Source organism: Kiritimatiellales bacterium (assembly GCA_041656295.1).
Taxonomy (GTDB): Bacteria; Verrucomicrobiota; Kiritimatiellia; order Kiritimatiellales; family Tichowtungiaceae; genus Tichowtungia.
Window position 1 is genome coordinate 43,964 of record JBBADV010000003.1, and the last position, 26,703, is coordinate 70,666.

General features: G+C 50.1%; 17 protein-coding genes and 2 pseudogenes. 10 read left to right on the top strand and 9 right to left on the bottom strand.

All coding sequences use genetic code 11. From position 1 onward, the window contains the following. The first annotated feature begins 26 nt into the window (after positions 1 to 26). Complete coding sequence (locus WC959_02575; GenBank protein MFA5688026.1) at positions 27 to 914, top strand: SDR family oxidoreductase; 888 nt, start codon at positions 27 to 29, stop codon at positions 912 to 914. A 186-nt stretch (positions 915 to 1,100) separates the two neighbouring features. Here the strand turns inward: WC959_02575 and WC959_02580 are convergent, their stop codons facing one another. Continuing rightward, positions 1,101 to 2,051: a ketose-bisphosphate aldolase gene (locus tag WC959_02580; GenBank protein ID MFA5688027.1), complete on the bottom strand. Its 951-nt coding sequence runs from the start codon at positions 2,049 to 2,051 to the stop codon at positions 1,101 to 1,103. 201 nt (positions 2,052 to 2,252) lie between these two features. Between WC959_02580 and WC959_02585 the strand changes: the two genes are divergently transcribed. Then, positions 2,253 to 4,085, top strand: coding sequence for a glycosyltransferase family 39 protein (locus WC959_02585; GenBank protein ID MFA5688028.1), 1,833 nt, complete (start codon positions 2,253 to 2,255; stop codon positions 4,083 to 4,085). Positions 4,086 to 4,172: 87 nt separating this feature from the next. Beyond that, positions 4,173 to 5,093, top strand: a complete 921-nt coding sequence (gene fmt / locus WC959_02590) for a methionyl-tRNA formyltransferase (GenBank protein MFA5688029.1) — start codon at positions 4,173 to 4,175, stop codon at positions 5,091 to 5,093. Positions 5,094 to 5,128: 35 nt separating this feature from the next. Here fmt and WC959_02595 read toward each other — a convergent pair whose 3' ends face one another. The 5 genes from WC959_02595 to WC959_02615 all read right to left on the bottom strand — a co-directional run bounded on the left by WC959_02595 (position 5,129) and on the right by WC959_02615 (position 9,918). Next, positions 5,129 to 7,102 carry a tetratricopeptide repeat protein gene (locus WC959_02595; protein ID MFA5688030.1) on the bottom strand — a complete coding sequence of 658 codons (1,974 nt, stop codon included), beginning with the start codon at positions 7,100 to 7,102 and terminating at the stop codon, positions 5,129 to 5,131. A 129-nt stretch (positions 7,103 to 7,231) separates the two neighbouring features. Next, positions 7,232 to 8,110 (bottom strand): ATP phosphoribosyltransferase, encoded by an 879-nt coding sequence (gene hisG, locus WC959_02600; protein MFA5688031.1) that lies wholly within the window; start codon positions 8,108 to 8,110, stop codon positions 7,232 to 7,234. A gap of 74 nt (positions 8,111 to 8,184) precedes the next feature. Further along, on the bottom strand, positions 8,185 to 9,081 hold the full coding sequence (locus tag WC959_02605; protein MFA5688032.1) for a methylenetetrahydrofolate reductase: 897 nt from the start codon (positions 9,079 to 9,081) through the stop codon (positions 8,185 to 8,187). Positions 9,082 to 9,162: 81 nt separating this feature from the next. After that, positions 9,163 to 9,444 carry an HU family DNA-binding protein gene (locus tag WC959_02610; GenBank protein MFA5688033.1) on the bottom strand — a complete coding sequence of 94 codons (282 nt, stop codon included), beginning with the start codon at positions 9,442 to 9,444 and terminating at the stop codon, positions 9,163 to 9,165. Between the two features lie 300 nt (positions 9,445 to 9,744). Continuing rightward, positions 9,745 to 9,918, bottom strand: coding sequence for a hypothetical protein (locus WC959_02615; GenBank protein MFA5688034.1), 174 nt, complete (start codon positions 9,916 to 9,918; stop codon positions 9,745 to 9,747). 165 nt (positions 9,919 to 10,083) lie between these two features. Between WC959_02615 and fni the strand changes: the two genes are divergently transcribed. Then, positions 10,084 to 11,100 carry a type 2 isopentenyl-diphosphate Delta-isomerase gene (gene fni, locus WC959_02620; protein MFA5688035.1) on the top strand — a complete coding sequence of 339 codons (1,017 nt, stop codon included), beginning with the start codon at positions 10,084 to 10,086 and terminating at the stop codon, positions 11,098 to 11,100. 274 nt (positions 11,101 to 11,374) lie between these two features. Here fni and WC959_02625 read toward each other — a convergent pair whose 3' ends face one another. Then, positions 11,375 to 14,374, bottom strand: coding sequence for a DUF2723 domain-containing protein (locus WC959_02625; protein ID MFA5688036.1), 3,000 nt, complete (start codon positions 14,372 to 14,374; stop codon positions 11,375 to 11,377). Positions 14,375 to 14,600: 226 nt separating this feature from the next. Here WC959_02625 and WC959_02630 point away from each other — a divergent pair, with 226 nt between their 5' ends. Then, complete coding sequence (locus WC959_02630) at positions 14,601 to 16,481, top strand: C10 family peptidase (protein ID MFA5688037.1); 1,881 nt, start codon at positions 14,601 to 14,603, stop codon at positions 16,479 to 16,481. 50 nt (positions 16,482 to 16,531) lie between these two features. Next, positions 16,532 to 17,281 (top strand): annotated as a pseudogene (locus tag WC959_02635) (IS5 family transposase). 145 nt (positions 17,282 to 17,426) lie between these two features. Here WC959_02635 and WC959_02640 read toward each other — a convergent pair. Further along, positions 17,427 to 17,979, bottom strand: a pseudogene (locus WC959_02640) (IS1595 family transposase). A 146-nt stretch (positions 17,980 to 18,125) separates the two neighbouring features. Here WC959_02640 and WC959_02645 point away from each other — a divergent pair. Next, on the top strand, positions 18,126 to 19,700 hold the full coding sequence (locus tag WC959_02645; protein MFA5688038.1) for a right-handed parallel beta-helix repeat-containing protein: 1,575 nt from the start codon (positions 18,126 to 18,128) through the stop codon (positions 19,698 to 19,700). A 129-nt stretch (positions 19,701 to 19,829) separates the two neighbouring features. Here the strand turns inward: WC959_02645 and WC959_02650 are convergent, their stop codons facing one another. Beyond that, on the bottom strand, positions 19,830 to 20,717 hold the full coding sequence (locus WC959_02650; protein MFA5688039.1) for an AraC family transcriptional regulator: 888 nt from the start codon (positions 20,715 to 20,717) through the stop codon (positions 19,830 to 19,832). Positions 20,718 to 20,834: 117 nt separating this feature from the next. Between WC959_02650 and WC959_02655 the strand changes: the two genes are divergently transcribed. The 3 genes from WC959_02655 (at position 20,835) to WC959_02665 (ending at position 26,530) form a co-directional block, all read left to right on the top strand. Further along, positions 20,835 to 21,812, top strand: coding sequence for a D-2-hydroxyacid dehydrogenase (locus WC959_02655; GenBank protein MFA5688040.1), 978 nt, complete (start codon positions 20,835 to 20,837; stop codon positions 21,810 to 21,812). An 8-nt stretch (positions 21,813 to 21,820) separates the two neighbouring features. Beyond that, complete coding sequence (locus tag WC959_02660) at positions 21,821 to 23,206, top strand: FAD-dependent oxidoreductase (protein MFA5688041.1); 1,386 nt, start codon at positions 21,821 to 21,823, stop codon at positions 23,204 to 23,206. A 114-nt stretch (positions 23,207 to 23,320) separates the two neighbouring features. Next, positions 23,321 to 26,530 carry an alpha-amylase family protein gene (locus WC959_02665; protein ID MFA5688042.1) on the top strand — a complete coding sequence of 1,070 codons (3,210 nt, stop codon included), beginning with the start codon at positions 23,321 to 23,323 and terminating at the stop codon, positions 26,528 to 26,530. Positions 26,531 to 26,703: the final 173 nt, after the last annotated feature.

Below are 26,703 nucleotides of genomic sequence, written 5' to 3' on the forward strand. Positions count from 1 at the left end.
GTATAAAAACGAAAGGATAATAAAAAATGATTAAAAAAGGCGGTACATACGTTGTGATGGGACTGCTCAATACCGATTCGATTGCATATGCCACCGGCAGAATGCTGACGGAGCTTGGCGGAAAAGTCATTTATACCGTGCAGAACGAACGGTTGAAAAAAATCTTTTTTGATCGCGGCTGTACCGATTTAACGCCCGAACAGAAGTGTGCAATGGACATTCGTTATTGTGATGTCCTTGTGGAAGAAGAAATCCGCAGCCTGTTCAAGGAAATCGGTGAAATTCAGGGTGTTGTCCATTCCATCGCCTACGCCAACCCGAAAACCTGCCTCGGCGACCGCGTTTACACCGATGCCGCCGAAGATATTAAGCAGGGCTTTCAAATCAGCTGTGCGTCGCTTGCCGCCGTCACGCAATTCGCACAGGAGCACATGCCGCGCGGCGGATCTGTTGTAACGCTCTCATTCGCATCGCAACTGGCATTTCCTTATTATAACTGGATGGGTGTCAATAAAGCGGCGCTTGAAGCTCTTGTTCGTGCGCTGGCGCGTGAATTCGGTCGCGAGCACGTGCGCGTTAATGCCGTTTCCGCCGGACCGCTTACCACCAAAGCAGCCAAATCCATTCCGCACTTTGCGCACCTCGCACGCACCTGGAAAAAAATCAGTCCGCTGCCGTGGGATCCGGTCCGCGACAAAACAGAAGTTGCCAATGCCGTCGTCTTCTTGCTCGGACAATATTCCCGCCGCATCACCGGACAAACCATCTATGTTGATGGCGGTGCATCATCTATCGGCGGTGAGCTGCTGCCGTATGAACGCCCGTTTAAAACCATGCCGGCAAAGCGTAAAGCTGAAGCAAAACTCCGCCTCGAGCGGATGCGTGCTTTGCAGAGAAGCTATTTGTTAGAATAAAGTGATACCCTGAATGTAAAAAACCGGACGGCAACCCGCCCGGTTTTCATGGAAATCCAGCGCTGAAACACTCCGCAACTTGCCACGGAGATAAACGTGCCCAATTCCGTCTGCCGCTTGCGGCATGCAAGTCCGGCGAAATGCTCTGCGGCTTGCCGGAAAGACCGCTGGACAAAAGTAAATTTTTTACTTTTTGAGCATTTCGCGGACGCTGTCGAGCTGTCCGGCACTGCCGAGAACGGTATTTTTATGTGCGATGTATTTGGCGTATTCTGCCATAAAAATTTTTCCCGGCGGACGCAGGTCGAAGTTCTCCGGATTATCGCGGAAGCTTTCGCGGTGTACACGGCACCACACGAGACGTCCGTCGGTATCAATATTAATTTTAGTTACACCGAGTTTTGCGGCGGGCAGGAATTGTTTTTCATCTACTCCTTTGGCTCCGGCCAGTTTTCCGCCGGCGGCGTTAATACGCGCAACTTCATCCTGAGGAACGGAACTGGAGCCGTGCATGACAAGCGGGAAGCCCGGCAGTGCTTTTTGAATATCGGCGAGCACGTCGAAGTGCAGTCCCTGTGAGCCGCTGAATTTAAATGCACCGTGAGATGTTCCGATGGCACATGCCAGGCTGTCGCAGTCGCTGCGTTCTACAAACTCTTTGGCCTGTGCCGGATCAGTCAGTTTCGCATCGGCTTCACTGACAGAAACATGCTCTTCCACGCCGCCGAGCTGTCCGAGCTCCGCTTCAACCACAATATTTTTGGCATGCGCGGCGTCGGCAACACGGCGTGTAATGGCGATATTTTCTTCAAACGATTCATGACTGGCGTCAATCATCACAGAACTGTAAAAACCGCTGTTGATACAATCCATACAGGTGACTTCGTCACCGTGGTCAAGGTGTACCGCAAAGATGGCGTTCGGAAAAATTTCATCAGCTGCGCGAATCATCGCTTCGAGCATGCGGGTGTCGGTGTATGAGCGTGCACCTTTTGAAATCTGGACAATAAACGGGGCTTTACTGTCCATGCAGCCGCGAAACAGACCCATAATCTGCTCAGCATTATTAATGTTATACGCTCCGACGGCATATTTGCCGTATGCGTGCTTAAACAGTTCCTTCGTTGTTACAATCATGCTGTTTCTCCTCAAGTTAAATTTACAAAGTGCATAACATAATAACGGCGTCTGTTTTGATTACGAACATAAAATGATGATTTCATTGATTTGATACTGCCATTTCAAAAACGTCGCCGGCAATGAACAGGTTATTTTTAAGATTGTATGGGTTCAATGTTTTCGCAATGCTTCTATTTTTAAGATTTTCAGGGAGAACTAATGGCTAAAAACCAGCATAACCATCAGCCGTTTGAAGCGACACTTCAGGATCTGGTGTACAGTGTCGATGCCGGAACCGGTCTGAAAATTATTCGCACCGTGTTGTACTGTTTGTTTTTTATCGGGTTGGCAGTGATTTATACCGGACGTGAATTTCGCGGTTTCAATAACGAGGCAGCGATGGATTATGCACAGCTCGGCCGTAATCTGGCGCAGACAGGGCGGTACATTACGCATTGTGTTCGTCCGTTCAGCATTGCGCAGGTTTCGGCGAACACCTTTAATGGCGATGCACTGATTGAACGTCATCCCGAGCTTTTCCGTCCGCCGATGTATCCGGCGATCCTTGCAGCGCAGTTTAAATTTTATGATCTGGTCGGCGTAAATATTTTCCCGAACAATGATGAATTTATCGGTATGCGCATCTATCCGGCAGAACAATGGGTAATTCTGCCGCTGCATCATTTTTTCACCGGTATGGCGGGACTGATGATGTATTTGCTCGGGAAAAATCTATTTTCCAAGAAAATTGCGCTGGCCGGTGTAACCACGTACTTTTTAACTAACGCTGTCTGGTGCGACAGTCTGCTCGGCACCGGGATTCCGGTTCTCGTATTTTTCATTCTCAGCGCGGCTTATTTTCTAATTTTAGCACTGGTGCGGCGGCGTGAACGTAAATCGCGCTGGGGCTGGCTGGTGTTGTTTGGACTTTCCATTCTTTTCTCCGGTGCAGCATTTTTAACCAGTTATCCTGCCATTCCGGTGATCATTGGCCTCGCACTGTTCACACTGCTGATGGGAACAAAGCGGCAGCGCAGCGGGCACCTTGTCTTTTTTTATCTCACCGGTGCGCTGCTCATTGCATCGCCCTGGCTGATGAACAACTATCGCATATCCGGTTCACCGTTCGGCCTTGCTCTGCACATGGCACTTGCCGGTACGGATAATTATCCGTCCAATGATTCACTCGTCCGCACGCTGAATCCGGAATTCAACCTGCTGGAAGATATTGACGCGGTAAAAACCAAGTGGAAAAAAAACTTTGGAGATATCTACGAAAACAATCTCACCACGCTCGGCGGCGGATTGCTGATTGCATTTTTTATGATCACTTTCTTCTACCGCTTCGTACGCGTTTCCGTTCACACACTGCGGTGGGGCATCGGACTGGCGATGGTTTTATTGCTGGCCGGTGTTCCGTTATTTAATAACGATGCCATGCGTTATTATCATATCTTTCTGCCGTTCGTTATTCTCTACGGACTTTCATTCTTTTTTGTCATGCTCGATAGGCTCGATATTACCGTGGACATTTATAAAAACGCTATCACCTGGCTTGTCGTCGGGCTGAACGCATTGCCGCTGTTTTTCAACGTGCTGATGAGCCCGCCGCCGGGGCCGGTGTATCCGCCGTACTTTGCACCGTTCGTTATGCGTGTCAGTGAACTGCTGCGCCCGAACGAAGTCATTTGTTCCGACATGCCGTGGGCCACAGCGTGGTACGGTAAACGTCTGTCTATTCTACTGCCGCAGACGCTCGACGAATATTATGAAATCAATGACTACCGCAAATACATTAGCGGCATGTATCTTACCACACTGACAAAAGATAAACCGTTCATTTCATCACTGCTTGACGGCCCCGAAAAAACCTGGTTTCCCATCATGATGGGGCGCATGCCGCCGGACTTTCCGCTCAAGCAGGGCTTTGCGCTCAACAAACAGGATCAGCTCTTTCTCACCGACAGCATCCGCTGGGGCATTGCACCGCAGCAGGGTGAAGGCGGCGGCGAGGGCGGCCAGCCGCCCGCTGAAGGCGGCGAAGCACAATAAACATTGATGATTTTCGATTGCCGGTTTCAGATTTTGAAAATAAATAAACTCCGTGTCTTCGGTGTATTCCGTAGTTAAACTAACGCTATGAAAATTATTTATTTCGGATCGGCGGCCATTGGATTTCCAACGCTGGAAAAACTGCTGGCATCGGAGCATGAACTGCTCGCCGCCGTTACGCAGCCCGACCGTCCCGCTGGACGCCGCCGGCGTTTAACGCTGTGTCCTGTAAAGCAATTTGCTCTCGATCGCAAAATCCCAGTGCTGTCACCGGAAAATGCAGCTGACGCATATACTGAACTCACCGCGCTGAATGCCGATCTTTTTGTTGTTGTCGCCTACGGACAATACATACCGCAATCTATTCGTGAACTGCCGGCGCACGGGGCAATTAATCTGCATCCGTCGCTGCTGCCGAAATATCGCGGCTCGTCGCCGATTCAATGGGCAATTGCCAACGGCGATACCGTCACAGGCGTTTCCATCATATACGTCGCGAAAAAAATGGATGCCGGTGATGTTTTATTGCAAAAAAAATATCCGATTGCGCCGGACGACACCGCCGCCACACTGGAGCCGCGGCTCGCCGAACTCGGTGGAGATTTAATGCTGCAGGCGATCAGTCAGATTTGTGCCGGAACAAACAAACCGGTGCCGCAGGACGAAAACAGTGCGGTCGAAGTCCGCAAACTCTCCAAAGAAGATGGAATCATCAACTGGAATTTACCGGCGGAAACCATTCGCAACCGCATTCGCGCTTTTCAGCCGTGGCCCGGCGTATCCTGTGAACTGCCGAACGGTGAGCGGCTGAAAATTCTGTGCGCCGCTGTTGAATCCGGCTCCGGCGCGCCCGGCGAAATTATTAACATAAACTCAGCCGGACCGTTGGTTGCTACCGGTGGGAATGCACTGCGTATGCTCGAAGTTCAACCCGCCGGGAAAAAATCGATGGATGCCGCCGCGTGGCTGCGCGGGCATACATTGTCCGTTGGTGGGAGGTTAAGGTAGAGACGGCAGCTCTTCTGTGCGCACGTTTTCGGCGCTTAAGGGACTGAATCGTCCTGCCTGTGTTCTTCCAGCCGTCTCGCGGCATTGTTTCCCGGGTCAATTTCCACCGCTTTTTGCCAGTGTTGGATCGCGGCAGTACGGTCTCCGAGTTTGAAATAGGTGTCGCCGAGATGTTCCCAGATGACGGCATCGGTACTTTCAATTTCAAGTGCGCGCAATAATTCGGTGAGCGCGTCGCTGTAACGTCCGAGCTGAAAATAGATCCAACCGAGAGTGTCGATGTAAGCGCCGCTGTCGGGTTCGTGCTGCAGCGCCAGTTGAATCAGTTCCAATCCGGTATCCAGCTTTTCACCGCGTTCCGCCCACATATACGCAATATAATTCCGCGCCGATGCTCTGATGTCTTCGTCGCCGGCCTCGATGGCACTGCAGAAGGCAGCTTCTGCATCGTTAAGTTTGCCGAGCCGTTCGTTGATTGCACCGAGCCGATAATAAAACCCGCTGTCGAGAAAGCGCTCTTCGTCGCGACCTGCGGCAAGCTGTTCGCAACGTACTGCCGTCTTCAGCGCGGAGTCATAATTTTTCAAATCTGCATATAAATACATCAGATAATAAAACGGTGCCGGTGCGTCTGGTGCGCGGGCGGCAGTACCTTCGAGTAAATTTACCGCGTTAGAAATTGTCAGCGATGTGTTTCCGGCAATGAGTGTGCGGATATAATACGCCAGTACCGCCGGCAGTTTTTCACCCGATGCCGCCAGTATTTCTGCTGCGTCGCCGGAATGTCCGCTGAGTTGCGCGGCGAGCACAAAGTTGAGAATAAAAAAGGTATTTTCCAGCCAGTTTTTGCCGTCACCGGAATAGCGAACACTGTTTAAAATCAGATACGCATCATCGAACCGGTTCTGCCGGACGCGCAGAAATCCGAACACCGCTTTGAGCCGTGCATTTTCCGGATAACGCTGCAAACCGGCCTGCAAAATTGTTTCAGCGGTATCGGCGTCAGTTTCGGGATAGAGCGCGGCAAGACGCGCGTAATAGAACTCTGCAGCGTCCGGTGTGCCGGAAATGATTTTCTCAAGATACCGGATCAGGCGCGGATGCTCTTCCGCCGGCAGCGATTCTTCCAGCAACTGCAACCACGCATCCGGGCTGGTTTCTGTGTTTTTTGCCAGTTCGCCGGAAAGCGCAATCGCCTCATCAAATTTTTTGGCGAGCAGCAGGATGCTGAGATACTGCCGTGCGGCATCGATATCCGCCGGCGTTTTCAGATAGAACTGCCGGAAAATTTCGGCACCTTCAGCCTCTTCTCCGGTACTGAGCAGGACAAGTCCAAGCTGTTGGCGCACGGTATCATTGTCGGGGTCAATTTTCAGCAGCTTGCGGAACTGGATAATTCCGTTGTGCAGCGCTTTGTCACCGGCGGTTTTATCGGCAGTATCCCGTGCAGACTCAACATACAGAATTCCGAGCAGTTGCAGGATCCCGGTATTTTCAGGCTGTACAGAGAGCGCGGTGCGCAGCGTTTGAATTGCGCCGGCGCAGTTTTTTTCTGTCAGATAAAACTGTGCCAGTGCCATGACACACTCCGGCGAGTGCGGCAGTTTTTTTACGGCCGCCTGGAACGCTGCTTCAGCATTTTCCGGCTGTTTCAGTGTGATGTAAACACGTCCCGGCATCAACTGTGCGGCATCGCTTTCCTGAAAGCGTTTTGCATAGGCGCCGGCGGTGTGAATAGCTTTGTCCTCATTATGCAGTTTCAGTGCAAGAGCGGTGAGCGCTTCATAAAGTTTTGGTTCGTGCGGGTCGAGTTTTAACGCTGCTTCAAAATGCTGCAGTGCGCCGGAAGAATCGCTGTTGGAATTTGCAAGCAGAGCCAGGCTGTAATGAGATAAAGCCTCAGCCTGTGCTGTTTTACCGGGCTGAGGCCTTGATGAAGAGGTTGTGCATCCGCCGACCACAGCACCGGCCATTGCGACAATGCCGGAAAGGATAATACGGGCGCGCACGACAACCCCTTTCAGAAATTATTTCTTTTTATGGCGATCTGCACGACGGCGCTTGCGCCGTTTGTGGTTCGACATTTTTTTCTTACGCCATTTCTTAATGGTACCCATGCTTCTCTTCCTTTACGCGCGTTACGCCACCACTTTGTTCAGCCCGATTTCAATAATGCCTTCGGCGCCGGCGGCTTTCAGTTCGGGAATAATTTCCCGCACAACTTCTTCATTTACAACCGTCTCAACAGCGAACCAGCCGGGAGTCGACATATTGTTCACTGTCGGCGAATTTAATGCCGGCAGCAGTTTCAAAATCGCATCCAGATTCGTTGCCGCAACATTCATTTTTAAAAGTACTTTATCCGCAGCATTCAACGCCGCCGTCAACAGCAAAGCAATTTTTTCAAGCTTCGAGCGTTTCCAGTCATCGGCCCACGCCGCTTTATTCGCAAAAAATTTGGTATAGGATTCCATCAGCGTATCAACAATGCGCAGATTGTGCGCTTTCAGCGATGAACCGGTTTCGGTGATGTCAACAATCGCATCCGCAAATTCCGGCACTTTAACTTCAGTGGCACCCCATGAAAATTCAACTTCGGCTTTGACGCCGTTTTTCGCCAGCCAGCGTTCAACAATACCGACACCCTCAGTGGCAATCCGCCTGCCTTCCAGATCTTTGACCGATTTAATTTCGGATGTCTGCGGCACCGCCAGCACCCAGCGCACCGGCCGCTTTGTCTGCTTGGAATAAACCAGGCTGCAAATATCCTGAACATCCGAACCGTTCGCTTCAATCCAGTCAAGCCCGGCAATTCCGGCATCCAGCATGCCGTACTCGACATAACGGCTCATTTCCTGCGGACGGAGAATGCGAAGTTCAATTTCAGGGTCGTCGATCGACGGGAAATAAGAGCGCGAATTCCCTTTAATATTAAAGCCAGCTTTGGCAAAAAGTGCATAGGTGGAGTCCTGCAGACTCCCTTTCGGTAAACCGAGAATCACTTTTTTTATACTCAAAACCGCTTCCTTACTTTTACGACAAGAAGGGCGGACTATACGGAAAACTACCGGTGCCGTCTACCGTAAACTGTCTAAATTCCGCTTCGAATACGGTTCAGACAGGCGGCCAGTTCCGGAAAAAATACCGTTTTGGCACGGTTGAGCAGATACAGATGAATGCCCGGTGCGCCGCCTTCGATCAAACCGGCAATCTGTTCCATTGCCCAGTACAGCCCGAGCCGCTTCATTTTCGCCGGATTATTTTTTGCCGCTTCAAGATCGCTCAGCAGTTTTTGCGGCACGGAAAATTCACAGAACGACTGCATCCGGTGGATCTGTTCCAGCGAGATCACCGGCAGAAGTCCGGGGATGACCGGAACATAAATTTCGTTTACCCGGCATTTTTCAACAAAGCGGAAGTAAGCTGAATTTTTTAAAAACAGCTGCGTTGTTATAAAATCGGCACCGGCATTCACTTTTTCTTTTAACCGGCGGATATCTTCATCGAGCGACATCGCTTCCGGATGTTTTTCCGGATAGCCGGCGACTCCGATGCACAGCGCCGGATAGCGCTCACGTAAAAACGCCACCAGTTCAGCGGCATAGCGGAAGCCGTTTTTGACCGGCACAAAAATTTTTTCCCCGTGCGGCGGATCGCCGCGCAGTGCCATGATATTGTTAAATCCGCCGGCAATCAGTTCATCCGTTGATTTTTTTAAATCGGCGCGCGACATGCCAACGCAGGTGCAGTGCGGCATCACGGTGTCATAACCGTCGGCAGCAAGCTGCCGCGAAATATTCAGTGTCGGACCCGCTGCACTGCCGCCGGCGCCGCAGGTAACAGAAACAAAATCGGGTTTTAATGCAATCAGCTCCGCCGCGCTTTTTTCAAACACCGCCCGTGCTCCGCCGGTTTTCGGCGGGAAAAATTCAATAGAGATTAACGGTTTTTCTGCCGTCCTGATTTTTTCGATGACAGTCATAAGCATCCGCTTATCCGGATAGGCGGGATTACGTGAGTACAAACAGAAAGCCGCCCGGAAACAGACGGCTTTTGCATGTAAACACGATTAAGCCAGAATCGCATCTTTTGCTGCTTTAGCGATGCGGAATTTCAGAACCGTTTTTGCAGCAATCTTGATCGTTTCGCCGGTCGCCGGGTTGCGGCCCATGCGGGCTTTGCGTTTTACTTTGACAAGTTTACCAAGGCCCGGAACGGTGAACCCGTCTTTAGCGCCTTTATATGCCTGAGCAATCAAAGATTCAAGAGCGCCTTTCGCCTGAACTTTAGTGATACCGGCATCTTCTGCGATTTTCGCAATGATCTGAGACTTCGTAGCTGCTTTAGCCATGTTCGTTCTCCTTTGAACTTTACTGTTATTGTTTCTGCCCTTCAAAAATTTCAGGGCCCCATTTATGGGTAGATTCATACTCGTAAGACGCAACTCCTGCAAGAGGAAAATGTGATTATATTGAAGTATGACAGGGGTTTTCGTACCGGCCGGTTCCGCTGTTTCCGGCCAGGGGCGGGGACTCCAGTTGAGAGTAAAAGGTTCATTACGGAAGAGCGTCTCAGAGCCGCCTTTGAGTTGAGCGATTGGACCGGTCAGCTCCCGCTACCGCCCGGATCGACATCCTCCGGTACAATCCAATCATAAAGCACACCGGCCCGTCGTATAGCGTACCGGGGCATCGGTAAACGGCGACGGCGCGTGAGTTGAGCGGGCGCAGGCATAGCAGATCATCCGGCGTGCCGGCACCGAAAAGTCGTTTTTCAAACCGGTAAAGAGACCGTAAATCCAGCGGGATGTTCCGGTCAGATCCAAGCGTGTCTGTTCCGAAGCACAGTAAGAACAGGGTATCGCCGTTTTGACCGGAGAGAGAGAAACTATAAGACGCCATTCCGTGATGAACCGAAAAATATTATATAATTTGTTATTGAAAGCAGTTTATGTACAGTTCCTGAAAATTATTTTTACTGCCGGAAACTTATGAATAATTTAGAAAAACGGAAGGGTGAACACGTTAAAATCGTTTCTCAAAATGAGGAAACGGATCGCCGGAAAAATTATTTCGATGAAATCCGTCTGATCTATCGCGCACTGCCGGAAATTAATCTGGACGCAGTTGATCCGTCGGTTGAGTTCCTCGGCAAAAAACTTTCGTTTCCATTAATTATTTCGTCGATGACCGGCGGCGGTGATAAACTGCTGAAAAAAATTAATCTGAATCTCGCCGCCGCAGCAGAAGCGGAGGGTGTTGCTCTGGGCGTCGGGTCGCAGCGAATTCTATTTTCGGCGCCGCTCGCTAAATCGAGTTTTGATTTGCGCAGCGTCGCACCGGCGGCGCCGCTGCTGGCAAATCTCGGCGCAATTCAGTTTAATATAGAACTGACACTGCAGCATGCGCGCGCCGCAATTCAGATTCTGGAAGCCGATGCGCTTTGCCTGCATCTGAATCCGCTGCAGGAAGCAATTCAACCGGAAGGTGATACAACCTTTGCCGGACTCGCTGAAAAAATCGGCGAAATCATAAGCGGACTCGATGTGCCGGTGATCGTAAAAGAGGTCGGCGCCGGAATTTCAGCAGCGGATGCTGAACTGCTGGTTCGCGCCGGTGTAAAAATAATTGATGTCGCCGGTGCCGGCGGAACATCGTGGAGCCGAGTCGAGAGCGAACGTACTCCTGATTCTTCTCTCGGGAAACTCTTTCAAGACTTTGGGCTGCCTACACCGTTCGCACTTCAACAGCTTGTGCCGTATCGCGATCGTGCAACACTGATTGCATCCGGTGGAATCCGCACCGGCATTGATATGGTCAAAGCCACCATACTCGGCGCATCGTTTTGCGGAATCGCACGCCCGTTCCTTGCGCCGGCCATGGATTCTGTCGCCGCCGTTCGCCACGAAATCCAGAAACTCAAACGCGAATTTGTCACCGCCATGTTTCTGCTCGGTGCTGATACAATTGATAAAATTAAAAACCGTGCAGAGCTGATTATTGCCTAAAATAAAAATTTTCCTTTGCTTGATTCCAACGAAGAGATGGGAACACTCATCCCAAAAAACAACCACCAAATATGATTCTTCAATTGTATGAGATGAATTTTATTTGACGCAATATGCGCTTCGTTGCATAGAAAAATATTTCCTGAGCCGTCCTTAAAAGTTTCCGGTGGGAAAGTGAAGACTGTGGTTTTGTCAAAATTTTGGTTTTTTAAAATAGGTTCAAGACAAGTTCATGGAGTTGACATGACCCTTGGGATGTTGTCTTGAACCTATTTTAAAACCCGAAGCCGGCGGGAAAGCTGCCGGGCAGTGTGTTCGCCGGGCGCGGCGGAACGAGCTGCTGGAAGTGTGGACTATTCCATACTGGTTGGAAACGGGTATCACGCCGCAAAATATTACGCGCCGGCTCACCGCCCTGTTTTACAATTTCAGTAACAGTGCTCAGCGCCGCATCCGCCCGTCCGCCGGCAATCTGCGCGGCGGCGAGATCAATGCGCGCGGCGGTGTCATTCGGGCGCGCACTTAAATATTTACGGAACACATTTTCGCTTAACCCGAACTGCCGCACTTGCGTCAGCAGGCGCGCCATCTGCAACGTAATTTCCGGCGGTGCGCCGGTTTGGATGTCGTTAATCAACCGGGTCATTTTCGGCAGATCGTTGAACGCGGCATAAATCTGGAGCAGCTCAAAGGCTTCTCCGATGTCTTGCATGCCATTGGCTTGAACATTTCCTTCAAGCTCTGCCTGCCGGTCGCGCATTCTGCGTATCTGATGAAGCTGTTCGAGGGTGGCTTTGGCAGCGTCGCTGTTCACATCTTTGGCGGCGAATTCTTCAGCAATGACGATGGCATCATTGAGGCGGTTCATTTGCACATACAGCTGCGTTAAGCGGAATACAGCTTCGGGGCTGAGCGGATACAGCGCAACGGCCTGTTTGAATGCGTATTCAGATTCGTCGAGCAGTCCGCGTGCGGCATAAAGACCGGCGATGGCGCTGCGCAGTTTGGAAAATGTTTTGCGGGCGACAACATCGCGAATAAATTTTTTGTCACTGAGCAGGCGTTCGGAATACCAGTCCCAGAAATCGCGGTCGTTTTTGATCATTTCCGGTGTAAGCGCTACCGGCTGATGATTAATTTTCATGATGAGTCCGTGCGGCGTGAGGTACGGATACATCCACGGCAGCACATAACTTTCTTCCACAAAAAATTCGCGCCGGCGAAGTGTGCCGTCCTCCTGCACCGGATCGAACGGAACCACGGCGGCACCGGACTGGCGCGTTGCCTCATCCGTTTTCACTTCGGTGACGTACTGGTTATGGTCAAAAATCTGTTTACAGAGGAGTCCGTTAATCTGCATCACGCCGCCGACGCCCTGCACCTGCACACGGCCGTTCTCAATTTTAACATCGGCACCGGCCTGAATCTTTCCGCTTTGAACATCGCCGACGTATTCCTGGAATGCGCGGTTGCTGTCGGCGGCGGACGGAATCCAGATTTGGTCGCCGTACAAATCGCGCATGACATTCATGTAGGTGCCGTCAGCGAGCGCGTTTTGCGTGATAAGGTAAACGTCAGGGCGGACCTGCGGACAGTAAATCATATAGGTTGGTACAAAGCGTCCCGGGTCAGTTCCGCCGAAGAAAATTGCGTTGGTTCCCATCGGCGGCGGATAAGCAGGATTTGGATATTTCGCCCATTCTTCATCAAATTTTGCCTGATCTTTACCGCAGTAATACCAGAGATCCTCCTTGATGCCGACGACACCCTGCAACTGCCAGTTACCGAACTGCCAGCCGAAATCGTGTCCGTTCTGTTCCGAACCGCCAACGACCTGCAGCTGTTTTTCACTGTAATAGTTTTTGTAGATCAGCGAAAACGGCAGCAGCAGAACCATTGCAGTGCCGCCCCATTTAGTGATCGGATTATTTTTGACGAGCGTTTCCAGAAACGCCATGACCATTAATAATCCATAACCGATCCACAGGGCATAAATGGCATGCGACTGAATATACTGCACGCGCGCGATGAAAAGTGTTTGAATATCAATTTTCGGATTCTGCAGAATGATGAAAATAATTCCGACACCAATAAACGCCACGAGTGTGGTAAGCAGCCAGTACGCATTTTTGCGGCCGGTGCGGTAAACGAATATAAACGGGACTAATGCGAAGGCGGCGATCGGCCCGAAATATTGCGCACGCAGATCGCGCAGATAGGCGCCGATCTGCAACAGGAAGGTTGACGAGAACACATCAGCGAGCACCACCCGTTCATACTGCCCGCGTGTGATCGCATGCATGAACCCTTCCCATGTACGCGGATAGCCCCAGTTGATCGGCGGATTCTGGTCAGATGAAAAGGGCATGTAGAGATAGAACGACAATCCCAGAAAAACGAGCAGATAGGTCGCACAAACTGTTTTACCGTTTTTCAGAAAAAACATTCCGGCGACGGGCACGGCAACAGCGTAGATTGTCCAGAACCAGAACGCCGCGCGCGATGGACCGAGCTCCCACTGCCAGTCGTCCGGACCGGCGCGGTCGATGAGAATCATGATGCCGTAAAAAACAAAAATGATCATGAAATCCACCGCGAGGCGCGGATTGAACAGCAGTACCGCGAGTCCAATCGCAAGTCCCATAAAAATCAGCGTTTGATGGTTCGTCAAACCAAGCCCGTAAATAAACGCCATCACAAACAGAGGTTTCGGATTATCCGGTTCGACCGCCCAGCGATAAAGAAATAAAATCACTAACGTTTGAAATAGAATATTCAGCGCGTATACTTCGGCGATTACCGCCTGAGACCAAAGGCCCTGACTGAATGCCAGCAGCAGTCCGCCGGAAACTCCGGCAGCGGCGCAAAACAAACGTTCGGTTTTTGCGCCGAGCACGGCCGTTTCTTTTTTCAGCGCATTCAGGATATCCGCCCCGGAACGGCTGATGAGCAGCGCTAATACGCCGCATGCCAATGCGCCGGAAAACGCCGAGAAAAAGTTTACGCCCCACGCCGGATTCGGATAGCCGTGATATTTTACGCCGTGGAAAACCCATTGAAACGCCCACGTCAGCAGACTCCAGATCGGATAGCCCGGCGGATGCGGCACGCCGAGATAATCGGACGCCACGATCAGCTCGCCGGAATCTTCGAGCGTAACCGTCGGCGCAAGCGTGAGTGTATAGACGGCCAGTGATACCAAAAATGTCAATGCAGCGGCAATCCAGTCAGAACGGCGAAAAAAGGAGTTTGATTCCAAAACGTGTCCTTTCATTAACTTACGGACGGTAAAATAAGCCGGTTTTCCCTATAAAGGTCAAGTTCTGCGCGCGCGAAAGTCGTGTTGCTGTTTTGACTGGAGGGAGTTCGCTGTTTTCCAGTTATTCAAAATATGCAGTATAATGATCACTGTTTCCGGCGCTTGTAAATCCTGCCGGAAAATTTTAAAACCGGCGCATGGAAAAATTCGACCGCTTTTGCAGAAACCGGAATTCTTAATTATGCTTTCTCCGTTAAAAACAACTGTGATTTTTCTGCTGTGCGGCGCCGCGATACTGCCGGCGGCGGAAATTACGGTTGAACAGGCCAAAACAGCTGCCGGCAACTGGCGGTTGCGCAGCACGGAACCGCTGGGCACAACACTGGGGCAAACGGTCGACAATGCTGAAACATATTATGACAGCACCCGCGCACCGGTTTTTCATGTAGTAAAATTTTCCGGCGGCGGTTTTGCCGTATTGTCCGCCGATACCGGCGTACGGCCGGTCATTGCTTTTTCTTCCGGCGATGCTCTGGAAGCAGACGAGCAGAATCCGTTGTGGGCATTGCTTACCGGCGATCTGCCTGAGCGGATGTCCGCTGCACGCGCGGCGCAAACCGCAGTTCAAACGTTTAGCACACATGCAACAGCAGCACAAATTTTACCGGAGGATGAATGGACACAATTATTAACACCATCACGAATGCGCAGTGCAGCCTTGCCGGACGATGTCCGTGTTGCACCTTTGATTCAATCGAAATGGGGACAGGACAACTGGCGTGACAGATACCGGCTTTATACAACCAATGTTTTCAATTACTATACGCCGAGCAATTATGTTTGTGGTTGCGTCGCCACAATGACAGCACAGATTATGCGGTATCATCAGTTCCCGGCAACAGGCATTCCGGCCGGATCCTACACCTGCGTCGTTAACGACATCTCCTTGAATCTCACCATGCAGGGCGGAGTTTATGACTGGGGAAGCATGCCGCTAGTCCCAGTCGGGACACTTTCTGAAACTCAACAAAAAGCGATTGGTAAATTGACATCTGACATTGGAATATCTCTCCGTGCGCAATATACAGCCAACGGTACCGGCGCTTTCGCATTCCTGGTTGCGGATGAAATTGTTTCGCGGTTTCAATATGCAAATGCACAAAAACTCGTGAGTTCCTCCGGGCTGACCGGTTATATTGATTCAGCCGTGCTGGCAAATCTGGATGCAAAACTTCCGGTCGGACTCGGCATTCAAGGGAATGCCGGGCATGCCGTTGTTGCAGACGGCTACGGCTATAAAAACGGAATACGTTATGTTCATTTAAACATGGGATGGAATGGCACGGATGACGTCTGGTATAACATTCCTGAGATTTCTGCCGGCGGACACACGTTCGATGTCCTGACAACCATCATCTATAATATCTTTCCAACCAACACCGGCGAAATCATCAGCGGACGGATTCTGGATCAAAACGGTATTCCGGCAGCCGGCGCAACCGCTTTTGTAAAAAAAGGATCGACTGTCATTTCGACCACGTCCGACAGTAACGGAATTTATGCCGTCATTGCTCCGGCACCGGCGACATATCAAATTACGGCAACTACCGCGAACGGCTGGACCGGTTCAAAGACTGTTACTGTTTCAAAAAGCGTTCAGGCAAATACAACCTATAATGATGCAACCGGCGAAGGCTGGAGTTCGTCTACCGGCAGTTCAGGGAATCAATGGGGCATTAATATATCGGCAGCCACGCCGCCGCCGGCAACACAAAACTCGCCGGTATCGGTCCCCTATGTGTGGCTTGAAACCAACGGCCTGGCGGCCGCCGGGAGTCCGCCGGCGGTGTATGAAACAGCGGCAATGAATGATAAAGACGGCGACGGCATGAAGGCGTGGGAAGAATATGTGGCCGGCACCGATCCAAATGATGCTTCCGATTATTTCCGCGTCTCCTTCGCACCGTTTCAACCCAACGCCGCAGTAATTACCTGGTCGCCGGCGTATACCAGCCGCAACTACATTGTCGAAGGGCGTGCCACACTCACCAACCCGTGGGAAACTGTTGCCGCAACCAATGCAACGCACAGTTTTTTCAGAGTAAAAGTTAAACTGCCCTAGGGCGTGTTAACACTATTGCATTTATTTGCGGATGGTTGTAAAAATTCCGCATGAAACTTGCGCAGAAACAATATGACCGGATTGCCGATGCGTTTCCGACGCAGCGCGGCAATGTCTCTTTGGATCATCTAACCGTGATGAATGCCATTCTCTATGCGCTCGAAAACGGCTGTAAATGGCGGGCACTGCCGACGGAATTCGGCAACTGGCATACCATTTATATCCGCATGAGCCGTTGGATAAAAAACGGCGTGTTAAGCCAGATCTTTGTGCGACTGCAGGAAGAGGCTATGCTTTATGTCCGGATTGACGCCATGTCACTGGACAGCACCAGCGTCCGGGTTCACCCAGATGCCTGCGGGGCGTTGAAAAAAACGGCCCGCAAGCCATCGGGCGGTCACAGGGCGGACGAACCACAAAGATACATCTGGTTGCCGCAACTGCTCGTCAGGCAGTAATTTTTGCTTGTCTGCCGGCACCGAGGGTGACGCGCTGCGGGGTAGAGAATTGCTGATGCGCCGGAACCATGCCATCTGCTTATGGATCGTGCGTATGAAGGGGATGAAACCCGGGAACCGGCTCAGACACTGGGATTGATACCCGTTGTTCCGCCCAGCCCGAACCGGAAAAACCCATGGGATTACGATACAATAATCTATAAAAGACGTAATGAGGTTGAGCGACTCATCCGGCAGGTGAAATCCTATCGCCGGGTATTCACCCGGTATGACAAACTGGACATTATGGTTTTGGGATTCATTGTCTTCGCGTTCATTATGGAATTCTTACGCTTGTGTTAACACGCCCTAAGGGTGGAAAGAAAGCGGAAACTTTTTAGGGGATGATTTCTTTCATGTACGCACTCGTAATCGACATCCGATTTGCGTAATCAGAATGGTAAATTATACATAGGTTTAAGACAAGTTAATGGGACGTTTTCTGATTGTGAATCCCTCTAAATTTTGAAAGCCGAACCTTGGCAATACTCCAGAAGTTTTCAATACCGTTGATATGATTTCGTCCAGCAGCAAATTCATTTACTCCGTGACGGATCCTGTAATGCTTCCGATACCCGAAATTTACCAGGCCATCGTAACTTTTAAATCCATCGGTATATATAATCGATTCAATATCAACTTTTTGTTGTATAATAGGCAATAACTCTTTTACAGAACAGTTCTTAACCACCTGCGTATAAACCCGGTCTTTTCGTTTTATCAGCCCAAACACGATCGTTTTTCCTTTCGCACCGCGACCGCGGATTCCCCGTACACGCCGGGCGCCGAAATAGCTTTCATCTAATTCAATTTCACCGCATTTAAACGGGCTGTCCAGTTCATAGCATTCAGCAAGCCGCCGGCGCACCGCAGAAATAATCCGATTGATCGTGTTACGACTTAATCCAGTCAGAACAGCCATCTTTGATGCCTCAATATCCACCGAGAAGTAGCGGATAATACGTCGAAAATCGTGAATGAAAAATATATTTATTACTCATTTCAAGACAACGTCTTCAAGGGTATGTCAACTCCATTAACTTGTTACATATAATATAAAATATTTTTTGACATTAATAAGTTTTATCGTTAATAACTAATTCGAATTTGGATATGGTTGTCTTTCTAATTGAGCAAGAGAGTGTTTATGGCTGTTTTTACATTTTTACTATCCAGCATTTTGTTTATAAGTACGTCCGGTTTTTCACAGACAAATGTATTTGTCTGTTCGCTCAATAGTGGTATTCCTGAGTTGAAACGTGATGTTGCGTATGTAAACAATCAGGATAAGAGTGGATTTCAGTGCTACTGGACTGATGAAAAAGGCCGGCGCGATTTAGGACAGCAGTTCACCGTTTCTTCGGTATTCAGTGCGCGCAGTCTGGCATTGCAGATTAACTCCGGCGGCTCTTCGCTTGAAGGGTGTCCGTTTCGTATTATTTTCGCGCACCGGAAAACCGGCAGTACACAGCCGGGAAAAGTGATTGCCATACAGGACGGATTCGTTCCCGGAAAAGGGCAGCGCCCGCGCAGCGGAACATGGCTGATTTTGGAATTTCCGGCAGTGCAGTTTGAATCCGGCGCCTATTGTTTTCTTTTGCAGTATAAAGAAGCTGGTCCGGCCGGACAGGCGATTACGCTGAATACCGCCGGTGCCGCAAATGCATATTCCGGCGGTGAAGGGCTGCAGTCCTATTCTGCTGATCCGTCAAAGATCGTTGCCGGACGCGCCATTAATTTTATTCTTTCGTCGGATTCATGGGCGGAGGTGGAAAATTCCAATATACCGCGGATTCTGGAAGTGGACCGGCGGGGCGGCACGCCATACGCATCGCTTGAAGCCGCCGCCAATGTAATTCGTGCCGGGGATACGCTGCGTATTGCACCGGGCAGTGGACCGTACCGTGAACAGCTTTATATCCGCGCTTCTGGTCGTCCGGATGCGCCGATTACCGTTGAAGGTAATGGAGAGCTTGTAACCGGGTTTGATCCTCTGGCCGGTTTTCGTGAAGAGAACGGTGTGATGGTTTGCGATCTGCCGGTTGAGTTTCCCTGTGTTGTAACTTATCGCGGCGAGCGGCTGCGGCAGAGTGCCGCAACCAGACAGTTCACAAAATATGCCCGTCTTTCCGGAGACAGTAAGCGGATTGAACTGCTTCCGGGGACTGATACGAACAACTGGGAGGTTTCTGTCCGTTATTTCGCAGTGCGGATTCAGGACGCATCAAATCATATCTACCGTAATCTGAAAGCGTCCGGTGCACAGAATGACGGATTCAATCTGCACGGAACCGGAAGCAATATTATATTTAAAAATATTGAAGGATTTCAGAATCTGGACGAAGGGTTTTCGTCGCACGACAACATCGCCAGTGAGATTCGCGGCGGGCTGTTTTATGATAATGACAACGGAATAGTAAATATTAACTCAAGTGTTACGCTAATGGAAAATGTTTCTGTGTACAATAATCTCGGCTGGGGATTCCGGCAGTATCATCAGTGCACCGGGATTTTAAAACAGTTCAATTCATACAGTAACGGAATCTGCCAGATCGAAATTTCCGGCGAGTCCATTGCTCAGATTACCAATTGCACTGCGTCCGTTCCGCCGTGGACGGAACGGCAATGGACCAGTTATATGGAATCAAGAAATCATTCCGTGATGCCGGCAGTGAAAATTGACCCGGAGGCGGAAGTTGCTGGATATGTCACTACGGAGTGAATTTATTATATTGCATAAGATTTCAAAACCCGACCGAGGGTACCCGCACAGTGCAAGTCCATTCCAGAATCAGACCTTTTTGACGAGAGTGCGATTAAAAAACTGGAAATAATTGTCATATGTTGATTATTACGATTGACCTATGATCCGATATTTTGCCGGAGTTGTTCCAACTTTTTTTCGAAACAGGCGGTGGAAATGGGTGATATCCGAGAAGCCGGTGGACAGGGCAATTTGCAGGATACTCATGCCGGAGTCACGCAGCAGTTCCATCGCGGCACAGAGGCGGCGCTGAATCAGTAAACTGCGGAAACTCACACCGCAGCTTTGCCGGACTGCGTGACTTGTCCGGCTTTCACTCAGGTGAAGATGCTGCGCCAGCATTTTTACGGTGAGATGTTCCTGATAATTTTCTTCAATGAACCGGTAAACAATAAGTTTCCGTTTAATGAGTGAATTTGCGGAAAATGCATCCGGCGATTTTGTTTTCTTTTTTACTGAATAAAAATTTTCCAGCCATAACTGCAGACGGGCGGCAAGCTGGCGCAGGTGTTCAAGAATAAGCTGCGCCTCTTTTTCACCGATAACATTTATTTTCTGCCGGTGTTTATTCCGCAGCGATTTATCCCATTTGATTGGCGCGGTGCGTATTGCAGAAACAAGCGTTTTGCCGGGCAGGCGGATTCCGGCAAAAAGAACCAGCGCCAGCTCCTGCTGATGAAAAACAGGCACAACCCATTCAACAAATCCGGCGGGACAGACATGAATCCGTCCGTCCGGAATATTACTTAACTCAGGACGCAACGAAGAAATTTCAAAATGAACACAGGTGCTTTCCTGTCCTTGTGCTTTTACGGCCAGACAATGTCTGGAACGGTGATGAAAACGGTGCGCCTGAATGAACGGACTGAGAATGCCAGAGAGATCGTGAACGGTAATGTTCAGAGAATGAATAGATTCAAAAGCAGAAATTGCTTTTTCAACCGCATCAAATTGGACTGGAACATTTTCATTCATTATTAAACCTGTGAAATCATGCGACAGAAAAGATCAATTTTTCAACGATATTCACCACGTTTACATCAGTGAATTTCTGCTTAGATAAAACAGTTTTTTCAATACGGAAAGGAAGCGATGATAAAAATAGCGGTTTTAGACGGTTATACACTCAATCCCGGTGACAATCCCTGGGATGAACTCAATGAATTCGGAACCGTAGAAATATATGACCGGACGGCGCCGGAAGAATTTTTTGAGCGGGCTGCAAACGCAAATATTCTGCTTACGAATAAAACGCCGATTGGCCGTGAACAGATTGAATTACTCCCTAAGTTGAAATTTATCGCAGTCCTTGCCACCGGCTATAATGTTGTAGATATAGAAGCGGCCGCAGAAAAAGGAATTCCTGTTGCCAATGTTCCGACGTATGGCACTGATTCGGTGGCGCAGCATGCGCTGGCGCTGCTGCTGGAATTAACTAATCACACCGGCGCCGCGGACAAAAGCATTCGCGACGGACGATGGAGTTCGTGTCCGGACTTCAGCTATTGGGATAAATCAAATATTGAATTGCGCGGTGCGATTTTAGGAATTGTCGGATTCGGCCGGATCGGACAGCAAATGGCACGGCTTGGCGCGGCGCTTGGAATGAAAATTATTTATGCGGACGCAAAAGAAATCAACCTGCCGGAAATTCCTGCGCAGCGGGTCGGTGTTGAAGAACTTTTTGAGCAGGCGGATGTTGTTTCGCTGCACTGCAGTCAGGCGCCGGAAAATTTTCAGTTTGTGAACACCGCCTTGATTGCAAAAATGAAACTGTCTGCGCTGCTGATTAATACGGCGCGCGGAACGCTGATAAAAGAAGACGATCTCGCGGAAGCATTGCGGAATGGTGTGATTGCCGGAGCAGGGCTTGATGTGCTGTCTATTGAGCCGCCGCTTCCAGCGAATCCTTTATTAACTGCGCCAAACTGTATTTTAACTCCGCATGTGGCATGGAGCAGTCTGGCCGGACGCCGGCGGCTGATGAAAACAACGCTGGAAAATGTGCGGGGATTTCTAGAAGGCAAAGCAGTCAATATTGTGAACGGCGTTCTGCCGGATAAAAAATGAGGGTGAAAATGAAACACGTTGACGGTACTTATTTGTTGCAGAGAAATATTCCTGCTGAGGCAGGTTATGATTTAGTCGTTGCCGGCGGCGGTCCTGCCGGTACTGCCGCCGCGGTTTGTGCCGGACGGCTCGGATTGCGCGTACTGTTAATTGAAGCGACAGGCTGTTTAGGCGGAATGGGAACAGCCGGGCTGGTTTCAGCCTGGTCGGATACTGCCGATGGAGAGCGCATGATTGCCGGTGGATTTGCAGCCGAATTAATTAACCGGCTGCATCAACGCGGTTATTTAAAACCGGGTATTCATCCCGACCGATGGGCCAAAGATCTGCACGGCGGTTTCGGATTTAATCCAGAGGGACTCAAACTGATCCTTGATGAATCCTGTGCCGAGGCCGGCGTAGAAGTCCGTTTTTTCACGCACCTGATAGATGCAGATTACGAGCAGGGAAATGTAAAAGGAGTGATCGTGAATAACATTGAAGGGCACCGTTATATTCCGGCGCATACTTTTATCGATGGAACCGGTGATGCGGTTTTAGCGAAACTTTGCGGTGTTGCCTGCCGTGAAGCAGGCAGAGATACTCCCGATATTATGGCACCGACACTGTGTGCGATTCAGGCGGGTATTGATACAGAAACGTTCGATATGACTGTTCAACAGGATGCGGTCTTTAAAGCCATTGCGGACGGTTTTTTATCGCAAAATGACCGTCATATTCCCGGCTTGTTTATTCACAGTGATACAACAGCAATTATGAATGCTGGGCACCTTTTCGGTACGGATGCGTTAAATTGCCGCAGTCTGAGTGACGGGATGGTGCAAGGGCGCAGATTTGCAGAAGAATATACGCGGTTCTTCAAAAAATATCTGCGGGGGTGTGAAAACATGCGTCTTATGGCAACCGGCGCACTGCTGGGGATTCGTGAATCAAGGCGCATTCGGGGTGAATATGAATTGAATTATGATGATTTTATCGCGCGCCGCAGTTTCCCTGATCAAATTTGCATTTATAATAAATCGGTGGATATTCATGTTCACGATTGTTCTGATGAACAGTGGGAACGTTATACAAAAGAATTTCTTCAAATCGACCGCCTCGGGAAAGGCGAATATTACGGACTGCCGTATGGAATTCTGGTTCCGGCAGGCGGCTGGAATAATTTATGGGTCGCCGGACGGTGTAATTCCAGTGACATAAAAATGCACGGTGCCATTCGTGATCAGCCGGCCTGTTTTATGATGGGAGAAGCTGCCGGTGCGGCGGCGGTACAATCAATAAAAACCGGACAACCTGCCTGTGATTTGAACACTGCGATGCTTGTAAAAACATTACGCCGGCAGGGCGGAGTACTTCCGCAGCGGCAACTTATTAAAACAATGACGAAAAACTGATCGGGGGATCAAAAAAAAATATCAGGCAACAGTGCTAATCTTTTGACAAAAAATTATATTTTGTAATCCTAATACGAGTTAGGAAGTCAGGCTGTTAATATTAAGGAGACGGGTATGTTAAGAATATTGAGTATCGTTTTAATGCTGTCTACGCGCGGGGCATGCGGCGGTGATTTTTCGAAGTGGAATGCACAGGCGGGTGAGGGTGTGCGGATTCAGCGGAATGGTGAATTTATTGAAGTTTCTTATGAGTCGGCACAAAAAAAAGCGGTGATAATTCGTCCGTCAAGACCGGTTCCTCTGACTGAAGATACCTCACGAATCCGGTTGTGGTTTGCGTCGCTTCAAGGAGAATTTGATTTAATTTTATTAGTTACTGACGGTAAGCAAGTGGAGCATGAGGTGAAGCTGGAAACCAGCCGGTATTTCAGTTCGTGGATTCATCCGAAAAGTGTGCTGGAAAAATTTTCCTGCTGGTATCAGGCGGATTCTGGACTGCTTGCGCCAACTGCAAAAATTGAGGATCGCGTACAGAGAGAATATCTGAAGACAGTCCGCAGTATGCTTTGGCCTCAGCCGCTGCAGCTTTCCGGACTGAAGATTGTTCCGGCAACAAGTACGCGCAATGCGCTGGCGAATGCCCAGGATGTGGCTGCCGGGAAAGTCCGGGTCTGTCTGGCGAACTGGGATGCGATCTCTTTTGACGGACTGAGTGCCGATACAAACTGGTTTTTAGAAGAACGGGGCCGGTGGGGCTGGAATACAAATCCGGTTATTTTCCCGGATGACCTTACGATGACTTCCGGTGAGAGACGCTATCAGCTCGAGTTGCGGAAAGGGTTTCAGGGCGAGGTGATCTGGAAAAAGGAAGGTACATTAACTGTCCAGCAGGACAATGCTGCGAATCTGTTCCGCAACGCGGTGAAACTTCCTGTTCCGCCGCGCGGTCGCTATTTTCTGGATGCAAAAGTCTGGCTTCCTGATGGAACACTGGAAGGCACCCGGTGGATGCATATGTATGTGTATCAGAGTCCTGAAACGGAAACGGTATCGGTTCAGTCCTCAATGGAATGGGTCAGCGGACGGGAATGGAATGTCTTTGAGGCGAATGAAGCGGCGGAGTTAACATTAGCGTGCAGTGCATCAGAAGTTTTTTCTCTGCCGAAATCGGCGCGGTGCGATGTTTCAATTCGCAACTGGCAGGAGACAGAAGTTTTTAAAACAAACTGCGTCCCCGGCGAGCGCATTTCATTTCAGGGCACTCCCGGTCAGGCATATGTGATTACCGGAAAACTGTTTTTCGGCACGCGATTGATTAATCAGACCCAGTTAATGTTCGGTTTTAAAAATCAGGAAACTGTGTCCGGTTCGTATACGGTTCCGGAATCTGTGCCGTACCGCGAAGAACTGTTGCGCGGAGAAGTTCAGTTTGCCGCGGAACACTGGGGCGAATATTTGCAGCATTACGGCCCGATCTGTCCGCCGTCCGGATACGGACTTCCGATGACGCCGGCGCGCGCGGCGAAACTGGATGAGTGGCTGAACAGCCTGCCGGAACATGGTGTTGAAATTGCCGGATTTTATTTTACTTCGGGAATGGTTGAACCTCTGCCGGGAGTATTTTTCTGGGAGGAACTTGACCGCCGGATTGAACTGGCCGGCAGTTTAGGCCTTAAGGTGATACTTAATCCGTCTGCACCGAATTCAAATCCGTACCGCGAACCCATCTGGTCCGATTCGATGCCGATGCTTGACCAGTACGGATATACGTTTCTGGACACAGCGGGAAAATACACCTGGCCGGGCAGCTGGAGTATGGGCGAAAGCTATTTTCCGTTCTTAAAGGCAATGGCCGCGCACTTTGCGGAAAACCCGGTGGTTGTGGCATACAAGCTGGAAAAGTTGGCGGCAAGAGATCGCGAATCCAGCGAAACCAAAGCGGAACTCAGAATCGCCGATTATTCTCTGGATGCACAAAACGCGTATACGGCATGGCGCACAAACAACGGACTGGCGCCGGAAGCATTGGCGAAGCGGTTTTCTCTGCCGGGAGTTGATGCGCCGGATACCGGGCCGGATCTTTCTCCGGAATGGCAGTCAACCATGGCATTCCGTGCATTTTCCGGTTATGAATGGGTCAAACAATCCATGGAAACAATCCGTGAAATCGACCCGAGACGGATGCTTATTGTTTATCAGATGGCCACCATGGAAAATGTGATTCCTCTGCTTAAACAATACGGCGGAACACTGCTGCCGGAAGGCGGGCCGAACTATAATGAATTATATGAGTCCAGTCTCATGACACAGATGGGGCTTCCGTATGCTCACGAGCCGAGTACATTTGTTCCCAAAGAACGGGCGCATATCGACAGCAGCTATTTTTATTCCAGCTGTTTCGGCAATGAAGCATTCTGGAACTTCCGCTGGCATCAGGACGCTTACGGACAGCAGACCGATCTGTTGCCTGCACTGGAGTTTTTAAAAAAATCCATGCCGGCGTATCAGGAGTGGTATGCAACCGGACGCATGGAACCTGAAATTCTGGTCCTCGGCAGCCGGGCGGAAAAACTGCTGTCCCGTCCGCGGCGGATTGAGCTGCCCGGTCTGGCCGGGTTTACGGAATTTGTCGCACTGTATCTGTTTCATCAGATCCCCGCACATTACGCCAATGAATTTACAGACTGGGTTGATCTGCAAAAATTCAAACTGGTTATACTCGCCGGCGATGTTGTTCCTGAAAACGTTGCTGAACGGATTACTGCCTATGCACAGAACGGCGGCAAAGTGTTGCTGTCCGGCTCTGCCGGGCAGTATGAGCCCGGGAATCCGTCCAGCCGGAATGTGTTAAGTGAGCGGTTGATTGCATTGCCGAATGTACGCCGCATTTCTGCGCCGGCGGTTACCGTGCCGAATGCATATTGGAGTACTCACGGGCATGTAAAAACCATGTTCAATCAGACCGAACTTGAACCTGTGCTTGAGTGGGCGGGAATTCAGCGGAATATTACGACGTCTGCGCCGGGATTCGCTGTGCTGCTGCGCACCGGGGACGATGGATGTCTTTATGCCGCGGTTTTCCGGCGGCTGCAATACGGACGGCTACCGGGAGCAACGTTGCAGGAAACATTTGACGGTGACACGGTTGGGTGCACGGTGACTGTACATCAGCTGAGTGCCGATCGATATACGGTAGAACTGTTCCATCGCGAAAAACGCTCAATGGGCAAAATTAAACCGGACTCAAATCAGTCGATAACAATTGCAGTTGATACAATGGAGCAGGGCGAGTTCCGGCTGTTTAAGTTAACGCCGGAAAAATAGGATGAATAATTTGACGTGTTTGGATGGGTAGGGACGGCAGTCCCTTGCCGTCTGCCGCCATAGCGTTAGCGGCGGTGGAAAATATTGAATATTCCATTATATCGGCGCTCAAGGGACTGAGCGCCCTACCGTTAGAATTTTTTATCCTGTTAATCCTGTCTAAAAACTCTCCG

Excerpts from the sequence above, each read along its gene's own strand:
- WC959_02575 (MFA5688026.1), top strand. The coding sequence starts at position 27 with ATGATTAAAAAAGGCGGTACATACGTTGTGATGGGACTGCTCAATACC.
- WC959_02580 (MFA5688027.1), bottom strand. The coding sequence starts at position 2,051 with ATGATTGTAACAACGAAGGAACTGTTTAAGCACGCATACGGCAAATAT.
- WC959_02585 (MFA5688028.1), top strand. The coding sequence starts at position 2,253 with ATGGCTAAAAACCAGCATAACCATCAGCCGTTTGAAGCGACACTTCAG.
- fmt (MFA5688029.1), top strand. The coding sequence starts at position 4,173 with ATGAAAATTATTTATTTCGGATCGGCGGCCATTGGATTTCCAACGCTG.
- WC959_02605 (MFA5688032.1), bottom strand. The coding sequence starts at position 9,081 with ATGCTTATGACTGTCATCGAAAAAATCAGGACGGCAGAAAAACCGTTA.
- WC959_02610 (MFA5688033.1), bottom strand. The coding sequence starts at position 9,444 with ATGGCTAAAGCAGCTACGAAGTCTCAGATCATTGCGAAAATCGCAGAA.
- fni (MFA5688035.1), top strand. The coding sequence starts at position 10,084 with ATGAATAATTTAGAAAAACGGAAGGGTGAACACGTTAAAATCGTTTCT.
- WC959_02625 (MFA5688036.1), bottom strand. The coding sequence starts at position 14,374 with ATGAAAGGACACGTTTTGGAATCAAACTCCTTTTTTCGCCGTTCTGAC.
- WC959_02630 (MFA5688037.1), top strand. The coding sequence starts at position 14,601 with ATGCTTTCTCCGTTAAAAACAACTGTGATTTTTCTGCTGTGCGGCGCC.
- WC959_02645 (MFA5688038.1), top strand. The coding sequence starts at position 18,126 with ATGGCTGTTTTTACATTTTTACTATCCAGCATTTTGTTTATAAGTACG.
- WC959_02650 (MFA5688039.1), bottom strand. The coding sequence starts at position 20,717 with ATGAATGAAAATGTTCCAGTCCAATTTGATGCGGTTGAAAAAGCAATT.
- WC959_02655 (MFA5688040.1), top strand. The coding sequence starts at position 20,835 with ATGATAAAAATAGCGGTTTTAGACGGTTATACACTCAATCCCGGTGAC.
- WC959_02660 (MFA5688041.1), top strand. The coding sequence starts at position 21,821 with ATGAAACACGTTGACGGTACTTATTTGTTGCAGAGAAATATTCCTGCT.
- WC959_02665 (MFA5688042.1), top strand. The coding sequence starts at position 23,321 with ATGTTAAGAATATTGAGTATCGTTTTAATGCTGTCTACGCGCGGGGCA.